Raw genomic sequence first — 15,422 nt, forward strand, 5'->3', positions numbered from 1 at the left:
GTGGGCTGGTTCGAAGCACTGGTCCTGGGCCTGGTCCAGGGCCTGACCGAGTTCCTCCCGATCTCCTCGAGCGCGCACCTGCGGATCGTCGCGGCGCTCGCCGGCTGGGACGACCCGGGCGCGGCGTTCACCGCCGTCACCCAGATCGGCACCGAGCTGGCGGTGATCATCTACTTCGGGAAGAAGATCGGGAAGATCCTGCAGGCCTGGTTCTTCTCGCTGTACAAGGCGGAGTGGCGCCAGGACCCGGACGCCCGGCTGGGCTGGCTGATCATCGTCGGCTCGCTGCCGATCGTGGTGCTCGGCCTGCTGCTGCAGGACCAGATCGACAGCGCGTTCCGCGACCTGCGGATCACCGCCACCGTGCTCATCGTGTTCGGCCTGATCCTGCTCTACGCCGACCGCGTCGGGAAGCAGGAGCGGACGCTCGACCACCTGACCGTGCCGCACGGCCTCGGCTTCGGCTTCGCCCAGGCGCTGGCGCTGATCCCGGGCGTCTCCCGCTCGGGCGGCACGACCAGCGCGGGCCTGCTGCTGGGCTACACCCGCGCGGAGGCGGCGGAGTACTCGTTCCTGCTGGCGCTGCCGGCGGTGTTCGGTTCGGGGGTGTACAAGCTCAAGGACATCGGCTCGGGTGACGCGCCGGCCCAGTGGGGCCCGACGATCCTGGCGACGCTGGTCGCGTTCGGCGTCGGGTACGCGGTGATCGCGTGGCTGATGGCCTACATCAAGAAGCGCAGCTTCGTGCCGTTCGTGGTCTACCGGCTGGTCCTCGGCGTGCTGCTGTTCGTGCTGATCTTCACCGGCGTGCTGGACCCGAACGCGGGTCCGGTCGGCCACTGATCCGCCCACGTGGGGACCGCTTGATCGGTCCCCACGTAGGGTGGGTCCCGTGAGTACGGTCATTCTGCTCAGGCACGGCAAATCGACGGCCAACGGGTCCGGGATCCTGGCCGGGCGGTCGCCGAAGGTGAACCTCGATGACACCGGCCGCGCCCAGGCGGACAAACTGGTCGAGCGCCTCGACGGCGTGCCCCTCTCGGGGCTCGTCGTCTCGCCCATGCTGCGGTGCAAGCAGACCGTCGGCCCGCTGGCGGCCGCGCGCGGCCTGGACAAGGTCGTCGAGCCCGGGCTGTCCGAAGTGGACTACGGCGACTGGACCGGCAAGGAGCTCAAGCACCTCGCGAAGGAGCCGCTCTGGCGGGTCGTGCAGGCGCACGCGTCGGCGGCGGTGTTCCCCGGCGGTGAAGGGCTCGCGGCCATGCAGGCGCGGTCGGTCGCCGCGGTCCGCGCCCACGACCGGCGGATCACCGCCGAGCACGGCGACCACGCCGTCTGGCTCCTGTGCAGCCACGGCGACGTGATCAAGTCCATCCTCGCCGACGCGCTCGGCCAGCACCTCGACGCCTTCCAGCGGATCGTCGTCGACCCGGCGTCCATCTCCGTCGTGCGCTACACCGAGACGCGGCCGTTCGTCATGCGGGTCAACGACCACGGCGGCGACCTGCGCGGGATCGTGCCGCCGGAGCCGAAGCCGAAACGGGGCAAAAAGGCCGCTTCGAGCAGCGACGCGGTCGTGGGCGGTACCACCGGCCGGTGAGCTTGGCCACCTCCGGAAAGCGCTGACATCGATGGCGGCGGACCACGTAGGGTGGCGGGACCGAGTGTTGTACCCCCACCAGGAGCCTGCCCCGATGATTTCGCCGGACAACCCGTTCGCCGCACCCAGCGAGCTGCCCTACGCCCTGCCGCCGTTCGACCGGATCGCCGACGAGCACTACCGGCCCGCGTTCGAGGCCGGGCTGGCCGAGCACGCGGTGGAGATCGAGCAGATCGCGGCGCAGGACGCCGAGCCGACGTTCGAGAACACGATCGTCGCCCTCGAGCGCTCCGGTGAGCTGCTCGGCCGGGTGGCGAGCGTGTTCTACAACCTCTCCGGCTCCAACAGCACCGACGAGATCCAGGCGATCCAGGCGGAGTTCGCGCCGAAGCTGGCCGCCCACCACGACGCGATCCACCTGAACCCGAAGCTGTTCGCCCGCATCGACGCCCTGCACGCGAAGCGGGACGAGCTCGGCCTCGACGGGGAGTCTCGGCGGCTGCTCGAGCGGCAGCACCTCGACTTCAGCCGCGCCGGCGCCGGGCTGGGGGAGGCCGAACAGGGCCGCCTGCGGGAGCTGAACGCGCAGCTGTCGACGCTGCAGACGAAGTTCCAGCAGAACCTGCTCAAGGACACCAACGAGCTGGCGGTCGTCATCGAAGACCGTGCCGAGCTGGCGGGGTTCGGCGACGGTGCGATCGCCACCGCGGCCGAAGCGGCCTCCGCCCGCGGCGAGGACGGCAAGTACGTCATCCCGCTGACGCTGCCGACGAGCCAGGCGTCGCCGCTGGAGACCCTGACCGACCGCGACGTCCGCGCGCGGATCCACGCGGCGTCGATGGCGCGGGGCAACCGCGGCAACGAGTTCGACAACAACGCGCTCGTCGCCGAGATCGCGCACCTGCGGGCGGAACGGGCCGTCCTGCTCGGCTACCCGAACCACGCGGCGTACGTCATCGCGGACGAGACGGCGAAGACCGCCGAAGCCGCGGCCGGCCTGCTGGAGCGGCTCGCGCCCGCCGCCGTCGCGAACGCCCGCACCGAAGCCGCGGAACTGCAGCAGCTGCTGGAATCCGACGTCCCGGGCGCGAAACTGCGCCCGTCGGACTGGCCGTACTACGCCGCCCAGGTCCGCCGCGAGCGCTTCGACGTCGACACTGAGGCGCTTCGCCCGTACTTCGAGGCCGACCGCGTCTACCTCGACGGCGTCTTCTTCGCCGCCACCAAGCTCTACGGCCTCACCTTCACCGAGCGCACCGACCTGCCGAAGTACCACCCGGAGGTCCGGACCTTCGAGGTGTTCGACGCCGACGGCACGCCGCTCGGGCTGTACCTGCTCGACCTCTACACCCGCGACGCCAAGCGCGGCGGTGCGTGGATGAACACCTTCGTCGACCAGTCCGACCTGCTGGGCCGCAAGACGGTCGTGGTCAACGTCCTCAACGTCGGCAAGCCGCCGGCGGGGGAGCCGACCCTGCTCACCTTCGACGAGGTCGTCACCGCGTTCCACGAGTTCGGCCACGCGCTGCACGCGCTCGTTTCGGCGGTCCGCTACCCGACGTTCTCCGGCACCAACGTGCCCCGCGACTTCGTCGAATACCCGTCCCAGGTCAACGAGATGTGGATGCTGTGGCCGGAGGTGCTGGCCAACTACGCCAAGCACCACGAGACGGGGGAGGCCCTCCCACAGGAGCAGGTCGACAAGCTCCTCGCCGCCCAGCAGTACGGCGAAGGCTTCGCCACCACCGAATACCTGGCGGCGTCCCTGCTCGACCAGGCCTGGCACCGCCTCGGCGTCGACGACCGCGTGGCGGAGGTGCAGCGGTTCGAGACGGACGCGCTTGTGAAGGCGGGCGTCGCCGTCGAAGCCATCCCGCCGCGCTACCGCACCACGTACTTCGCCCACGTCTTCAGCGGCGGCTACAGCGCCGGTTACTACTCCTACATCTGGAGCGAAGTCCTCGACGCCGACACCGTCCAGTGGTTCCGGGAGAGCGGGGGACTGACCCGCGAGAACGGCGACCACTTCCGCCGCACCCTCCTGGGCCGCGGCGGCAGCATCGACCCGATGGACGCCTTCCGGGCGTTCCGCGGCCGCGACCCCGAAATCGAGCCGCTGCTCGCCCGCCGCGGCCTCACCGGAGTCTGATCCTCAAACTGTATAACGACCTATACTGCGGGGCTGGTTTTGGAAAAACCAGCCCCGCAGTCGTTTCGTCCGCCCGAAAACACAGCTAAGACGGACGGGACCCGCTTCCCCGGGAACCGCACGTCCGTGACCCTCGCCGCGAGCAGCTCGGAGCTAACTTGGGTGCTTCGACAACTCCAGGGGAGGGAGATTCGATGAACGGATCACGTCGGGTTTCGGTCATCGTGGCCTTGTTCGTGCTGGCGCTGGGCGTGCTGTTCGCCGGGCCGGCATCGGCCGGGACGCAGTCGGCGGCGACCACGCAGGCGACCTGCACGGGCGCCGGTTCCTGCTGGTTCAGCTGGGGCCGCATCACCGCGGGGGACTGCGCGATGGAGCGGGCCAAGTGGACGCTGAACCGCAACGGCAGCGCGTCCTTCGAGGCGATCATCAACAGCAGCGACAGCGACGACGCGTGGCTGATGTGGCCGGTCGCCACGGACGTCAACGGGTTCGTGCTGGGCCCGATCACGCACGGGGGTGACCCGAAGTTCGTGCGGGGCACGGTGAAGAACCAGTGGACGTGGTGGTTCGACGCGGGGTCGTTCGACCGGATCCAGAGCATGAGGCTGACGAGTCACTGCTGATCGCCGCGATCGCTCGCCCCGGTGTCCGTGCGGCACCGGGGCGAGCGATCGCTACAGCTAGGAGACGAGGTCGAGCCAGGCTTCCGCGAGGGCACAGTCCGCCGACCAGTGTTCCGGTCCGGTTTCCGCGGAGAGCTCGGCGAACATGCGGTCGGCGGCGACCAGGTGGGCGCCGTACTCGGCCGCGAGGTGCCGCACGGCCCGGATCTTCGGGTCGAGGCCGGTTCGCCAGTCGCGGCGCACGTCGTCGTAGATGCGGATGTCGCCGGCTTCGGCGAGGGGTGCGAGGAGGCGGTCGTAGCCCGCCGCGAACTGGTCCGCGGAGACTTCGCTATGCGGTCGAGCGTGGCGGTGGCGGCTGGCGGGGGACGCACACGGCGCCGGCATCCCCCGCCAGGGGTGTGTCAGGCGCCGGCGACGATGTGGTCGACGAAGCCGTAGGAGAGGGCTTCCTCGGCGTCGAACCAGCGGTCGCGGTCGGCGTCGGTGGTGATGCGTTCGACGCTCTGGCCGGTCTGGCGGGCGGTGATTTCGGCGATGCGGCGCTTCATCTTGCCGAAGACCTCGGCCTGGATGGCGATGTCGGTGGCGGCGCCGCTGATGCCGGCCGAGGGCTGGTGCATGACGATGCGGGTGTTGGGCAGGAGGTAGCGCTTTCCGGGGGTGCCGGAGGAGAGCAGGAACTGGCCCATGGAGGCGACGAAGCCGAGGCCGTAGGTGGCGACGTCGGGTTTGACGAGCTGCATGGTGTCGTAGATGGCCATGCCGGCGGTGACCGAGCCGCCGGGGGAGTTGATGTAGAAGGTGATGTCCTTCGCCGGGTCGTCGGCGGCGAGCAGGAGGAGCTGGGCGATGAGGCGGTTGGCGACGTCGTCGTTGACTTCGGAGCCGAGGAAGACGATGCGGTCGCGCAGGAGCTGCTGGTAGACCGAGTCTTCGGGGGCGGTGCTCGGGGCCTGCATGTCGGGTGCGGCGAGAAGGGTCATGGGCTGACGGTAGGGCCGTGGGCAGGCCGGTGGTGGTGGTTTCGCTGTGAGCGTGCGGTGTTCGCCGGACGCGAAAGGGCCGCCGTCCGATGTGGACGGCGGCCCTGGTCGTGGCGAGGGGCTCAGATGAGGCCGAGCTTCTGCACGGTGTCGCGCTCCTCGATGAGTTCGGCGACGGAGGCGTCGATGCGGGCGCGGGAGAAGTCGTCGATCTCGAGGCCCTGGACGATTTCGTACTTGCCGTTCTTGGCGGTGACGGGGAAGGACGAAATGATGCCTTCGGCGACGCCGTAGGAGCCGTCGGAGACGACGCCGGCGGAGGTCCAGTCGCCTTCGGGGGTGCCGTTGACCCAGGTGTAGACGTGGTCGATGGCGGCGGAGGCGGCCGAGGCGGCGGAGGAGAGGCCGCGGGCTTCGATGATGGCGGCGCCGCGCTTGGCGACGGTGGGGATGAAGTCGCTCTCGAGCCAGGCCTGGTCGACCTCGACGGCCTTGCCGCCGACCTCGGCGTGCTGGACCGAGGGGTACTGGGTGGCGGAGTGGTTGCCCCAGATGGCGAGCTTCTTGAGCTCGGTGACGGGGACGCCGAGCTTCTTGGAGAGCTGGGCGAGGGCGCGGTTGTGGTCGAGGCGGGTCATCGCGGTGAAGCGGTCGGCGGGCACGTCGGGGGCGTGCGAGCGGGCGATGAGGGCGTTGGTGTTGGCGGGGTTGCCGACGACGAGGACCTTGATGTCGTCGGCGGCGCCGGCGTTGATGGCTTCGCCCTGGGGCTTGAAGATGCCGCCGTTGGCCTCGAGGAGGTCGCCGCGCTCCATGCCCTTGCTGCGGGGGCGGGCGCCGACGAGGAGGGCGATGTTGGTGCCTTCGAAGGCCTGCTTGGGGTCGTCGAAGATGTCGGTGCCGGCCAGGAGCGGGAAGGCGCCGTCGTCGAGCTCCATGGCGGTGCCCTCGGCCGCCTTGACCGCCTGCGGGATCTCGAGGAGCCGCAGCTTCACCGGGACGTCCTGGCCGAGGAGCTGACCGGAAGCGATGCGGAAGAGCAGCGCGTAGCCGATCTGGCCGGCGGCGCCGGTGACGGTCACGTTGACAGGGGCTTGGGTCATTGCGGTACTCCAGCTTGAGACGACTTTGGCTAGTGGTGTGGAGCCTATCCCTCCTGGGCGTTGCTGGTCGGGTGCGTCCAGTCACTGTTGCGTGGATCGCTTTTCAGTCGTCGGTGACGTTGGCGGCGAGGCGGTGGAGGAGGTCGGCGAGCTGGGCGATCTCGGCGTCGGTGAGGCCTTTTCGCATGCGTTCGTCGTGGGCGATGGCCGCTGAGGCGAGCTTGAGGAAGAGCTGTTCGCCCTCGGGGGTGAGGGTGACGAGGTGGACGCGGCGGTTTTCCGGGTCGCGGCGGCGGGTGACCAGCCCGGCGGTTTCCATGCCGTTGAGGTGGTGGGTGAGGGTCGCGCCTTGGATGCCGACGGCGTCGGCGAGTTCGCGCTGGTTGGCGACGGGTCTGGTCTTGAGGGAGATGAGGATCTGCCAGACGGGCTGGGAGCCGCCGGCGGCGGCGAGGGCCTGGTCGAACGCGCGGCCCGCGGTTTTGGCGGTGCGGGCGAGGACGACGCCGATGGGGGCGGTGGTGGGTGCTGGCACGACCGGTACCTTACCGCAGAGGTCTAAGCGTTTGACATCTAATCATTAGAGATCTAACGTTGTGCTCATCGAACCGGAAGGGGAACGCGATGAGCACCGAAGAAGAGGTCCGCGAGTTCGGCCGGGTGTGGGCGGCCGCGGAAGAGCGCGGGGACACCGAGGTCCTGGCCGGCCTGGTCGCCGACGGCTTCCGCCTGGTCGGCCCGCTCGGCTTCGTCCTGGATCGCGACGCGTGGCTGGGGCGCTACACCGGCGGCGGCCTGGTCACCGAGAAGCTGAACTGGACCGACGTCGAGGTCCGCGACTTCGGCGGCACCGCGATCGCGGTCGGCGTCCACGACCAGCTCGCGACCCACCGGGGCAACCCGGTGAACGGCCGGTTCCGCGCCACGCACGTGCTGGTCCGCGCCGGCGACCGGTGGCGCCTGGCCGGCATCCACCTGAGCCCGATCGGCGGCCCGCCGCCGTTCGCGCCGGGAGGCGACGGGCGATGAGCGTCGAACTGAACCACACGATCGTGTGCGCCACCGACCGGGAGAAGTCGGCGGAGTTCCTCGCCGGGATCCTGGGCCTGCGCACGGAGCCGGTCGCCGGGCCATTCGTGCCGATCCGGCTCGCGAACGGCGTCACGCTGGACTACCTGCGGGTGGATCGCGTGACGAGCCAGCACTACGCGTTCCTGGTCGGCGAGGACGACTTCGACGCCGCGCTGGCGCGGATCGAGCGGGCCGGCGTCACGTACTGGGCGGACCCGTTCCACGAGCGGGCCGACGAGATCAACTCCATGAACGGCGGCCGCGGCGTCTACTTCGAGGACCCGGACGGCCACAACCTGGAACTGCTCACGAGGGGGTAGCCGTGCGGCTGAGCATCGGGGTCACGGACTTCTCGTGGCCGGACGAGCTGACCGGCGAACTGGCGGGCATCGCGGTGGCCGCCGAGGACGCGGGTCTCGACACGCTGTGGGTGCCCGACCACCTGCTGCAGGCCGACCCGAACAGCACGCCGGATTCGGCGATGCCGGAGGCCTACACGACACTCGGGTTCCTGGCCGCCCGCACCAGCCGGATCGGGCTGGGGACGATGGTGTCGGCGGTGACGTTCCGGCCGCCGGCGCTGCTGATCAAGGCGGTCACCACGCTCGACGTCCTCTCCGGCGGGCGGGCCCGCTTCGGGATCGGCACCGGGCACCACGACGGCGAGGCGCGCGCGATGGGCCTGCCGTTCCCGCCGGTGGGCGAGCGCTTCGAGCGGCTGGAGGAAACCCTCCGGCTGGCGCGGCGGATGTGGGACGGCGACTCCTCGGCGTTCGAGGGCGTGCACTACCGCCTCGACCGTCCGATCGGGAATCCGCGGCCGGTGCGCCGCCCGCGGGTGCTGATCGGCGGGGCGGGGGAGCGCAGGACCTTGCGGCTCGTCGCGCGGTACGCCGACGCGTGCAACGTGTTCGACATCCCGGACGGGGGTAAGACCGTTCGGCACAAGCTGGCCGTCCTCGCGCGACACTGCGAGGAGGCCGGGCGGCCGTACGGGGAGGTCGAGAAGACGATCAGCACGCGCTTGTCACCCGGGGAGTCCGCGGAGTCGTTCGCGCGGCGGTGCGCGGAGTTCGCGGAGTGGGGGATCGAGCACGCGGTGGTGATCACGGCCGGGCCGTGGTCGGCGGCGGGGGTCGCGACGCTGGGGCGGGTCGCGGGGTTGCTGGCGGAGTGAAACGATCAAGCCCGGACGTCGCGGGGTGATCGCGGACGGCGGGCGGTGGTCCGGCGGCGCGAAATCGTTTTCCGGTCCTTTTCATCCGTGCCGGTGAAATGACGGCTCGAAATTATCGGTATACCGCGTGGCGGGACGGCTACTGCGTGTTGCTCCGTTCAGCGGGGTTTCGGACCATGATCCATTCGCTACCATGGTCGGCGCCCCCGTCCCCAATGGAAATGTATTGGGAAGGATTCCGATGCTTTCTGCGGTCGTTGCTGCCGTTTTGGCGCTGTCCTCTGTGGTCACCCCGCATTCGTGGAACACCCCTCCGCCGCCCGACAAAATCGTCATCGACGTCGTGAACGCCATCGGCACGGGCTGTCCGCCGAACACGTCGGCGGTGGCGGTCTCGCAGGACAACACGGCGTTCACCGTGACCTACAGCGCTTACACGGCGCTGGTCGGGGTCGGCGCCGGCCCGTTGGACGCGCGGAAGAACTGCCAGATCGGCCTGCGCGTGCACGTTCCGCAGGGGTTCACCTACGGAATCGCGCAGGCCGACTACCGCGGATTCGCCCACCTGGAACGCGGTGCGACCGGCCTGGAAAGAGCCAACTACTATTTCCAGGGTAATTCTCCGACCGCTTACGTCCAGCACCCGCTGGCGGGACCGTTCGAAGATGACTGGCATTTCACCGATTCGACGGAAGTCGGTGCGATCGTGTTCAAGCCGTGCGGCGAGGAACGCAATCTGAACATCAACACGGAATTGCGGGCCGCGGCCGGGACGTCGGATCCGAAGAAGACGACGAGCTACGTCACGATGGACTCGACCGACGGCAGCATCACCACGGTGTACCACTTCGCGTGGCTGCAGTGCCCGTGACCGGACCGCGGTGAACCGGGGCGGCGCGCCGCGCGCCGCCCCGGTGGTCACTTCTCCGCGGGGGCGCGGGGGTCGGTGGCCTGGACGTCGAAGACGCGGCCGAGGGAGACGAGAGCCTCGTCGAGGTGGCTGAGGCTGGAGAGGACGGCGCGGGTTTCGGCCTGGTCGACGCGGTCGGACACCGGGGTGCCGTCGTCGCGCACGAGCGTGCCGGGTGTGGGGCCACCCGGTGCGTCGAGTGCTTTGCGGAGGACGTCGATGTTGGCCAGCAGCCGGCCGGTGAACTGGCGGAGGCGGTCGGTGTCGGGGCCGGCGAGCATCCCGGGCTGGGCGCGGGCGGCGACGTGGCGGGCGCGGAAGGCGATGGTTTCGAGGGTGGTGAGCACGTGCCAGCCGTAGTCGCGGCGGGCGCTGCGGAGGTTGACCGGGTGGGTGAGCGGTTCGACGGTGGTGCGGACCTGTTCGACGGCGCGGTCGAGGTCGCGGGAGAGTTCGATGATGTTGACGTTCTCTTCGCCGGCGAGCAGGTCGCGGGTGTGTTCGAGGAACTCCGCCAGTTCGTCGAGCACCGCGCAGATGTCGTCGAGCATGACCGAGCGGGTGCGGACCGGGACGATGACGACGGCGGCGAGGATGCCGGCGGCGGCGCCGACCGCGGTTTCGGCGACGCGGATCCAGAGGACTTCGAGGCTGAAGGTGCCGAGCAGGCTGTAGAGCAGGCCGAGCATGCTGGTGATGAAGAAGGCCATCACGACCTGGGAGACGCGGGCGGTGTAGACCATCCCGAACACGCAGACCAGGATCAGCGAGAGCGTGGCGGCGGTGTTGCCGCCGACCAGGAGTGCGAGCAGGACGCCGCCGACGATGCCGATGAGGGTGCCGCCGAGGCGGCGGACCCCCTTGACGAAGGTGGCGCCGGCGCTGGAGGCGCCGATGAACACGACGAAGACCGTGAGGACGGCCCAGTACCAGCGCTGGTGGGAGACGAGTTCGCCGCCGAGGACGGCGAGCCCGCCGCCGACGACGGCCTGGATGGCGCTGCGGGTGCGGTTGTCGTAGGCGAACGCGGGGGTCGGCTCGTCGTCTTCGTCGTCGAGGGGGTCCACTGTGGACTCGGGGGCGGCGGCGCGCTGGGCGCGGTCGTCGGCGAGGGCGAGCTCGGCCAGTGCCTTGCGGACGCCGTCGCCGGGGGCGGCGTGTTCGCCGATGCGGCTGCCTTCGACGAGCATGCGGCTGTATTCGCCGGTCTGGCTGATCAGCGGGAGCTCGCGGGGGTCGCGTTCCATCAGGGCGCGGAAGCGGGCGAGCCGGGCGACGAGGTCGTCGCGGACGTCGGCGGCGAGTTCGGCGGAGCAGGTGCGCTGGACGGTGATGGTGAGCCACTGGACGGCGAGCTCGACCTCGATGGCGCGGCGGCGCAGCCGGTCGGCGGCGCGGGCGTCGACGACGTCGGGGGCGGCGTCCTCGATGAGCAGGACGCACTCGTGGAGCCGGGCCAGTGCGTGGCGGAGCTGCTTGCGGGTGCGTTCGCTGCCGTTGACGGCGAGGTAGGCCTCGGTGGCCCGCACGACCGCGGCCAGGCGCGCGCGGAAGGCGCGGCGCACGCGCAGGAACTCGGCTTCGGCGTTGTGGCGCAGCAGGACGAACCGGACCACGGCGTTGGCCAGCACGCCGACGCCGAGCGCCATCAGCAGCTGCGGGACCTGCGCGAGGTGGGCCTGCAGGAACATCGGGAAGAAGAACAGGAAGAACCCGATCGACCCGAGCGCGGTGCCGCGGGCGCCGAAGCGCTGGGCGTAGACCGCGACGAAGATCAGCAGGACGAACACGACACTGTCCATCGGCGGCAGCGCGGAGCCGAGGCTGGCGACGGTGATCGACGCGGCCCCGGTGAGGAACGCGAGAACGAGGGTGCCGGCTTGGCCGCCGGGGGTGGCGTCGTTGACGGTGAACGCCGTCATCATGGCGGCGATGGCGCCGACCAGCATCACGGTGAGCGGGACGTGCGTGGGCAGCAGCGCGGCCACGGCGAGGACGATGCCGAGCACGGCGGACCCGGCCAGCCGCAGCCGGACCAGGCCGGGGTCGGCCGCGGCCAGCCGGTCGAGCGCGGCGGTGCGGAAGTGGTTCATCGGGCGAGCAGCTCCCACTGGGCGAGGGTGGCGCGGCCGCCGCGGGTGGCGGTGATCCGCAGCCGGTAGTGCGGGCAGGCCGCCGGGGCGGCGAGCGTGAACGGGCGGGTCTGGCGGCGCCAGCGGAACAGTTCGCCGGTGCGTTCGTCGAGGGTGGTCCAGTGGGTGCCGTCGTCGGAGCCTTCGAGGACCCACGCGCCGGGGTCGCCGCGGCGGGTGCCCGAGGTGAGCGTGTACATCGTGACTTCGCGCGGCTCGCCGGTCACGGTGAAGGTGATGGCCGGGGTGGCGGCGCGGAAGGTGACCTGGGTGCGCGTGGTGTCGTCGAAGAGCGCGTCGACACTCGTGTGGTCGGACGCGGTCGCGGTGCCGGTCAGGTCGGTCACCGGAACCGGCGGCGCGGCGGGCGGCGGCGGGGCGCCCCAGCCGGTGGGTTCGGTCGTGAGGTCGAAGACCAGCTCGGCGCCGGCGGCCAGGGTGGCGTGGGCGATCGTCGTCGCGTCGTGCGGTTCGCCGTCGACCGTGAGGCCTCGGACGTAGACGGTCCCGTCGGTGTTGCCGGGGGCGTGGACGACGAGCTTCCTGCCGTCGCCGAGGTGCACGGTCGCCTTCTCGAACAGCGGTGACCCGATCGCGTAGCGCGGGCTGCCGACGGCCAGGGGGTAGAAGCCCAGGGCGCTGAACACCCACCACGCGGACATCTCGCCGTTGTCCTCGTCGCCGGGGTAGCCCTGCCCGAGCTCGCTGCCGAGGTAGAGCCGCCGCAGCACTTCGCGCACGGCGGCTTGCGTCTTCGCGGGCGCGCCGGCGAGGTTGTAGACGTACGGGATGTGGTGCGAGGGCTGGTTGGAGTGGCCGTACTGGCCCATGCGGACGTCGCGGGCCTCGGTCATCTCGTGGATGAGCCCGCCGTACGCGCCGGGGCGCCGGCCGGTTTCCGGGGTGGCGAAGAAAGTGTCGAGCTTGGCTTCCAGGCCGGCGTTGCCCCCGTGCAGCGCGGCGAGGCCGGGGCCGTCGTGGGGTGCGGTGAAGGCGGTGTTCCACGCGTTGGTCTCGACGAAGTCGCCGCCCCACGCGGCCGGGTCGTAGCCGGCGGGTGCGAACTTGCGGCGGCCGTCGCGGTGTCGGCCCTGGAAGAAGCCGATCGCCGGGTCGAAGTGGTGGACGTAGTGCTTCGCGCGCTCGCGGAAGTAGGCGGCGTAGTCGGCGTACATCCGGGCGCGGGGTCCGGCGCTCTCCCGGGAAAGCGCCTCCGACAGGTTGGCGAGGCCGAAGTCGTTGATGCACCCCTCCAGCGCCCAGGACAGTCCTTCGTGGACCGACACCGGGGTGTAACCGAGGAAGATCGACTCCTCGAGGCCCTTGCGGCCGACCGCGCGCCGCGGCGGGGTGACGGTGGCGTTCTTCAAGGCCGCGTCGTAGGCGGCTTCGACGTCGAAGTTGCGGACGCCTTTGAGGTAGACGTCGGCGAACGCGACGTCCGAACTGGTGCCCGTCATCAGGTCCGCGTAGCCGGGGGAGGACCAGCGGGAGATCCAGCCGCCTTCGCGGTACTGCTGGACGAACCCGTCGACCATCCGGCCGCACTCGGCCGGGGTGAGCAGCGCGTAGGCGGGCCAGGTGGTGCGGTAGGTGTCCCAGAAGCCGTTGTTGACGTACAGCTCGCCGTCGACGACCTTCGCGCCGGTGCGCGTGCGGGTGCTCGGCCACCACCGGCGCCGCACCGGGCTCGCGTGCCGGATCCCCTTCGGCGTGTTCTCGTGGGCGACGTTCGGGTAGAGGAACAGCCGGTACAGGTTGGAGTACAGCGTGGTCCGCTGGTCCTCGGTGGCGCCTTCGACCTCGATCTTGCCGAGCCGCTCCTGCCAGAGTTCGCGGGCACTGTCGCGGACCTGCTCGAACGTCGTGCCGGCCGGGATCTCCAGCTCGAGGTTGCGCTTGGCCTGCTCGAGGCTGATCAGCGACGTCGCGATCCGCAGCGTCACCTCGGGCGCGTCGAACTCCAGGGCGCCGGTGACGGTCCGCCAGAACGGACGGCGGATCTTCCCGCCGCGGGCGGCCGGGACGTCGGTCTCGGCGTAGACGAACATCCGCCGCGCGCCCGCCGACAGCCGGCTGCGGACCCAGGTGTGCCCGGTGACGACCCCGGTCGCCGGGTGCAGGCGCAGGCCGCCGCGGTTGGCGGCGTTGTCGAACAGCAGCCAGCCCCGGCCGTCGGGGAAGGTGCAACGCAGGATCGCCGCGTGCGACGTCGGCGCGAGGTCGGCGGTGACGCCGCCCGCGAACCGGACGCCGTAGTGGTGCGGCGAATCGGTCTCGTCGTCGTGGGAGAAGGCCAGCGCGCGCTTGCGGCGGTCGGGCTCGACCGGGCCGGTGCCGGGCATGACGTGGAAGGTGTGCCGGTCGCCCATCCACGGGCTCGGCTGGTGCGAGAGCGCGAACGCCTGCAGCGCCGGGCGGTTCTCCTCGTCGTTGTGGCGGTGGTAGGAGTAGAGCCAGTTGGTGACCCCGGCGTCGGTGACCGGGGTCCAGAAGTTGAACCCGTGCGGCACCGCCGTGGCGGGGAAGTTGTTGCCGCGGGAGAAATCCGCGCTGGAGTGCGTGCCGCGGGTGGTGCGGACGTGGTCGACGGGGTCGCGCGGCGGGTCGGGGCGTTCGGCGACGCGGACGTCGTCGAGCCAACCGGTGATCTCGCCGGGCGCGTCGGTGCGCAGCACGATCCGGGCGATCCGGCGGCCGGCGAACGCCCCGAGCGGGCGGCGGACGGGGTTCCACTGGTCCACCCACAGCGTCTTGTCGTCCACCGGGTCGAAGCCCGCGCTCGCGCCGTCGGCGAACTCGACGTCGAGGCTGACCCGGGTGGCGTGGTAGGCGGGGACGTCGCCGTCGGAGCGCGGGAAGACCACATAGGACAGCTCGGTGCGCTCGGTGACCGGGACGTCGAGTTCGAACAGGACGCTGCGGGGACGCGCGGTGTAGCGCAGGGCGTTCGCCCCGGTGAAGCCGACGCCGGTCTTGGCCGTGGGGGAGCGGTCCGGCCCGCTGTCCACCCGCAGGGCGGGGTCCGCGGGCCGCGGGTCACCGGTTTCGAACGAGGAGGAGAACACGGCGTCGGACATACGCCCACCGTATCGGCCGAACGGCGTAGCGTGTGCCCGACGCGAGGGCGGGCCCCGGTGAGCACGCACACCGTTGGCACCGAGGCTGCTGCTCCCCGGCCGCGGCGGCCGCCCGGTGCTCAGTCCGGGCGGCCGCCGAACCGCCGGCGGTGCACCTCGACCCCGGCATACCGCCCCGGACTCAGCACCGACCGCGCCGACTCGACGTCCGGCGCCCGCAGCAGCACCGCGGTCCCCAGCCACGCCTCACCGTCGTCCGACAGCAGCGGCCCGCACGCGATCAGCTCGTCCCGCGGCCCCTCGACCCGCACCGGCGCTCCCGATGCGCCAGCGGCGCAGCAGCACGTCCCGGTACGCGCCGGCCTGGTACCCGGGCTCTTCGAACGCGAACGCCCGCGCGGCCGCCGCGTCGGGCAGGTCGAGCACGTGCACGCTGCCCGTCGGCCGCTCGCCCTCGAACGTCGGGCCGCGCGCGATCATCCCCGGGAACCGGTCCGGGTAGGACCAGTGCTCCGCCAGCAGCTCCCGGCGCAAGGACGCCGAGCCCGGCCGGTCCCGGTGGTAGCAGAAGAACTCCATGACGAGTGG

16 protein-coding genes are annotated in these 15,422 nt (G+C 71.0%); 8 read left to right on the top strand and 8 right to left on the bottom strand.

What is annotated here, in order from left to right; genetic code table 11:
* The 4 genes from ACERZO_RS13900 to ACERZO_RS13915 all read left to right on the top strand — a co-directional run bounded on the left by ACERZO_RS13900 (window position 1) and on the right by ACERZO_RS13915 (window position 4,375).
* On the top strand, window positions 1-843 hold the full coding sequence (locus ACERZO_RS13900; protein WP_372665035.1) for an undecaprenyl-diphosphate phosphatase: 843 nt from the start codon (window positions 1-3) through the stop codon (window positions 841-843).
* A 49-nt stretch (window positions 844-892) separates the two neighbouring features.
* Window positions 893-1,600, top strand: a complete 708-nt coding sequence (locus ACERZO_RS13905; protein WP_372665036.1) for a histidine phosphatase family protein — start codon at window positions 893-895, stop codon at window positions 1,598-1,600.
* 94 nt (window positions 1,601-1,694) lie between these two features.
* A complete protein-coding gene (locus tag ACERZO_RS13910; RefSeq protein WP_372665037.1) occupies window positions 1,695-3,749 on the top strand; it encodes a M3 family metallopeptidase in 2,055 nt (684 codons plus the stop codon).
* A 194-nt stretch (window positions 3,750-3,943) separates the two neighbouring features.
* Window positions 3,944-4,375, top strand: a complete 432-nt coding sequence (locus ACERZO_RS13915; protein WP_372665038.1) for a DUF6294 family protein — start codon at window positions 3,944-3,946, stop codon at window positions 4,373-4,375.
* A gap of 57 nt (window positions 4,376-4,432) precedes the next feature.
* Here the strand turns inward: ACERZO_RS13915 and ACERZO_RS13920 are convergent, their stop codons facing one another.
* The 4 genes from ACERZO_RS13920 to ACERZO_RS13935 all read right to left on the bottom strand — a co-directional run bounded on the left by ACERZO_RS13920 (window position 4,433) and on the right by ACERZO_RS13935 (window position 6,999).
* Complete coding sequence (locus tag ACERZO_RS13920) at window positions 4,433-4,762, bottom strand: hypothetical protein (protein WP_372665039.1); 330 nt, start codon at window positions 4,760-4,762, stop codon at window positions 4,433-4,435.
* Between the two features lie 17 nt (window positions 4,763-4,779).
* Window positions 4,780-5,361 (bottom strand): ClpP family protease, encoded by a 582-nt coding sequence (locus ACERZO_RS13925; RefSeq protein WP_364456468.1) that lies wholly within the window; start codon window positions 5,359-5,361, stop codon window positions 4,780-4,782.
* A gap of 122 nt (window positions 5,362-5,483) precedes the next feature.
* On the bottom strand, window positions 5,484-6,464 hold the full coding sequence (locus ACERZO_RS13930; RefSeq protein ID WP_372665040.1) for a malate dehydrogenase: 981 nt from the start codon (window positions 6,462-6,464) through the stop codon (window positions 5,484-5,486).
* Window positions 6,465-6,567: 103 nt separating this feature from the next.
* The gene (locus ACERZO_RS13935) at window positions 6,568-6,999 is read right to left on the bottom strand and encodes a MarR family winged helix-turn-helix transcriptional regulator (RefSeq protein ID WP_372665041.1); all 432 of its coding nucleotides are present in this window, start codon (window positions 6,997-6,999) and stop codon (window positions 6,568-6,570) included.
* Window positions 7,000-7,088: 89 nt separating this feature from the next.
* On the opposite strand from ACERZO_RS13935, the gene ACERZO_RS13940 reads away from it, so the two are divergent.
* The 4 genes from ACERZO_RS13940 (at window position 7,089) to ACERZO_RS13955 (ending at window position 9,583) form a co-directional block, all read left to right on the top strand.
* Window positions 7,089-7,493, top strand: coding sequence for a nuclear transport factor 2 family protein (locus tag ACERZO_RS13940; protein WP_372665042.1), 405 nt, complete (start codon window positions 7,089-7,091; stop codon window positions 7,491-7,493).
* Window positions 7,490-7,855 carry a VOC family protein gene (locus tag ACERZO_RS13945; protein WP_372665043.1) on the top strand — a complete coding sequence of 122 codons (366 nt, stop codon included), beginning with the start codon at window positions 7,490-7,492 and terminating at the stop codon, window positions 7,853-7,855. The genes ACERZO_RS13940 and ACERZO_RS13945 overlap by 4 nt, the downstream gene beginning before the upstream one ends.
* Before the next feature lie 2 nt (window positions 7,856-7,857).
* Window positions 7,858-8,712, top strand: coding sequence for a TIGR03560 family F420-dependent LLM class oxidoreductase (locus ACERZO_RS13950; protein WP_372665044.1), 855 nt, complete (start codon window positions 7,858-7,860; stop codon window positions 8,710-8,712).
* Between the two features lie 241 nt (window positions 8,713-8,953).
* Window positions 8,954-9,583, top strand: coding sequence for a DUF4360 domain-containing protein (locus tag ACERZO_RS13955; RefSeq protein WP_372665570.1), 630 nt, complete (start codon window positions 8,954-8,956; stop codon window positions 9,581-9,583).
* A gap of 47 nt (window positions 9,584-9,630) precedes the next feature.
* Here the strand turns inward: ACERZO_RS13955 and ACERZO_RS13960 are convergent, their stop codons facing one another.
* From ACERZO_RS13960 to ACERZO_RS13975, 4 genes are all read right to left on the bottom strand, one after another.
* Complete coding sequence (locus ACERZO_RS13960; protein ID WP_372665045.1) at window positions 9,631-11,715, bottom strand: FUSC family protein; 2,085 nt, start codon at window positions 11,713-11,715, stop codon at window positions 9,631-9,633.
* Complete coding sequence (locus tag ACERZO_RS13965; RefSeq protein ID WP_372665046.1) at window positions 11,712-14,834, bottom strand: GH92 family glycosyl hydrolase; 3,123 nt, start codon at window positions 14,832-14,834, stop codon at window positions 11,712-11,714. Before ACERZO_RS13965 ends, ACERZO_RS13960 begins: the two co-directional genes overlap by 4 nt.
* 119 nt (window positions 14,835-14,953) lie before the next feature.
* Window positions 14,954-15,145 carry a hypothetical protein gene (locus tag ACERZO_RS13970; protein WP_372665047.1) on the bottom strand — a complete coding sequence of 64 codons (192 nt, stop codon included), beginning with the start codon at window positions 15,143-15,145 and terminating at the stop codon, window positions 14,954-14,956.
* A complete protein-coding gene (locus tag ACERZO_RS13975; protein WP_372665048.1) occupies window positions 15,081-15,413 on the bottom strand; it encodes a YciI family protein in 333 nt (110 codons plus the stop codon). Before ACERZO_RS13975 ends, ACERZO_RS13970 begins: the two co-directional genes overlap by 65 nt.
* Window positions 15,414-15,422 lie beyond the last annotated feature (9 nt).

This window comes from Amycolatopsis kentuckyensis, from assembly GCF_041679295.1.
In the GTDB taxonomy this organism is placed as follows: domain Bacteria; phylum Actinomycetota; class Actinomycetes; order Mycobacteriales; family Pseudonocardiaceae; genus Amycolatopsis; species Amycolatopsis kentuckyensis_A.

Coding starts and splice junctions, on each gene's coding strand:
- ACERZO_RS13910 (WP_372665037.1), top strand. CDS start 1,695: ATGATTTCGCCGGACAACCCGTTCGCCGCACCCAGCGAGCTGCCCTAC.
- ACERZO_RS13915 (WP_372665038.1), top strand. CDS start 3,944: ATGAACGGATCACGTCGGGTTTCGGTCATCGTGGCCTTGTTCGTGCTG.
- ACERZO_RS13920 (WP_372665039.1), bottom strand. CDS start 4,762: ATGCCGGCGCCGTGTGCGTCCCCCGCCAGCCGCCACCGCCACGCTCGA.
- ACERZO_RS13925 (WP_364456468.1), bottom strand. CDS start 5,361: ATGACCCTTCTCGCCGCACCCGACATGCAGGCCCCGAGCACCGCCCCC.
- ACERZO_RS13930 (WP_372665040.1), bottom strand. CDS start 6,464: ATGACCCAAGCCCCTGTCAACGTGACCGTCACCGGCGCCGCCGGCCAG.
- ACERZO_RS13940 (WP_372665042.1), top strand. CDS start 7,089: ATGAGCACCGAAGAAGAGGTCCGCGAGTTCGGCCGGGTGTGGGCGGCC.
- ACERZO_RS13945 (WP_372665043.1), top strand. CDS start 7,490: ATGAGCGTCGAACTGAACCACACGATCGTGTGCGCCACCGACCGGGAG.
- ACERZO_RS13955 (WP_372665570.1), top strand. CDS start 8,954: ATGCTTTCTGCGGTCGTTGCTGCCGTTTTGGCGCTGTCCTCTGTGGTC.
- ACERZO_RS13960 (WP_372665045.1), bottom strand. CDS start 11,715: ATGAACCACTTCCGCACCGCCGCGCTCGACCGGCTGGCCGCGGCCGAC.
- ACERZO_RS13965 (WP_372665046.1), bottom strand. CDS start 14,834: ATGTCCGACGCCGTGTTCTCCTCCTCGTTCGAAACCGGTGACCCGCGG.
- ACERZO_RS13975 (WP_372665048.1), bottom strand. CDS start 15,413: ATGGAGTTCTTCTGCTACCACCGGGACCGGCCGGGCTCGGCGTCCTTG.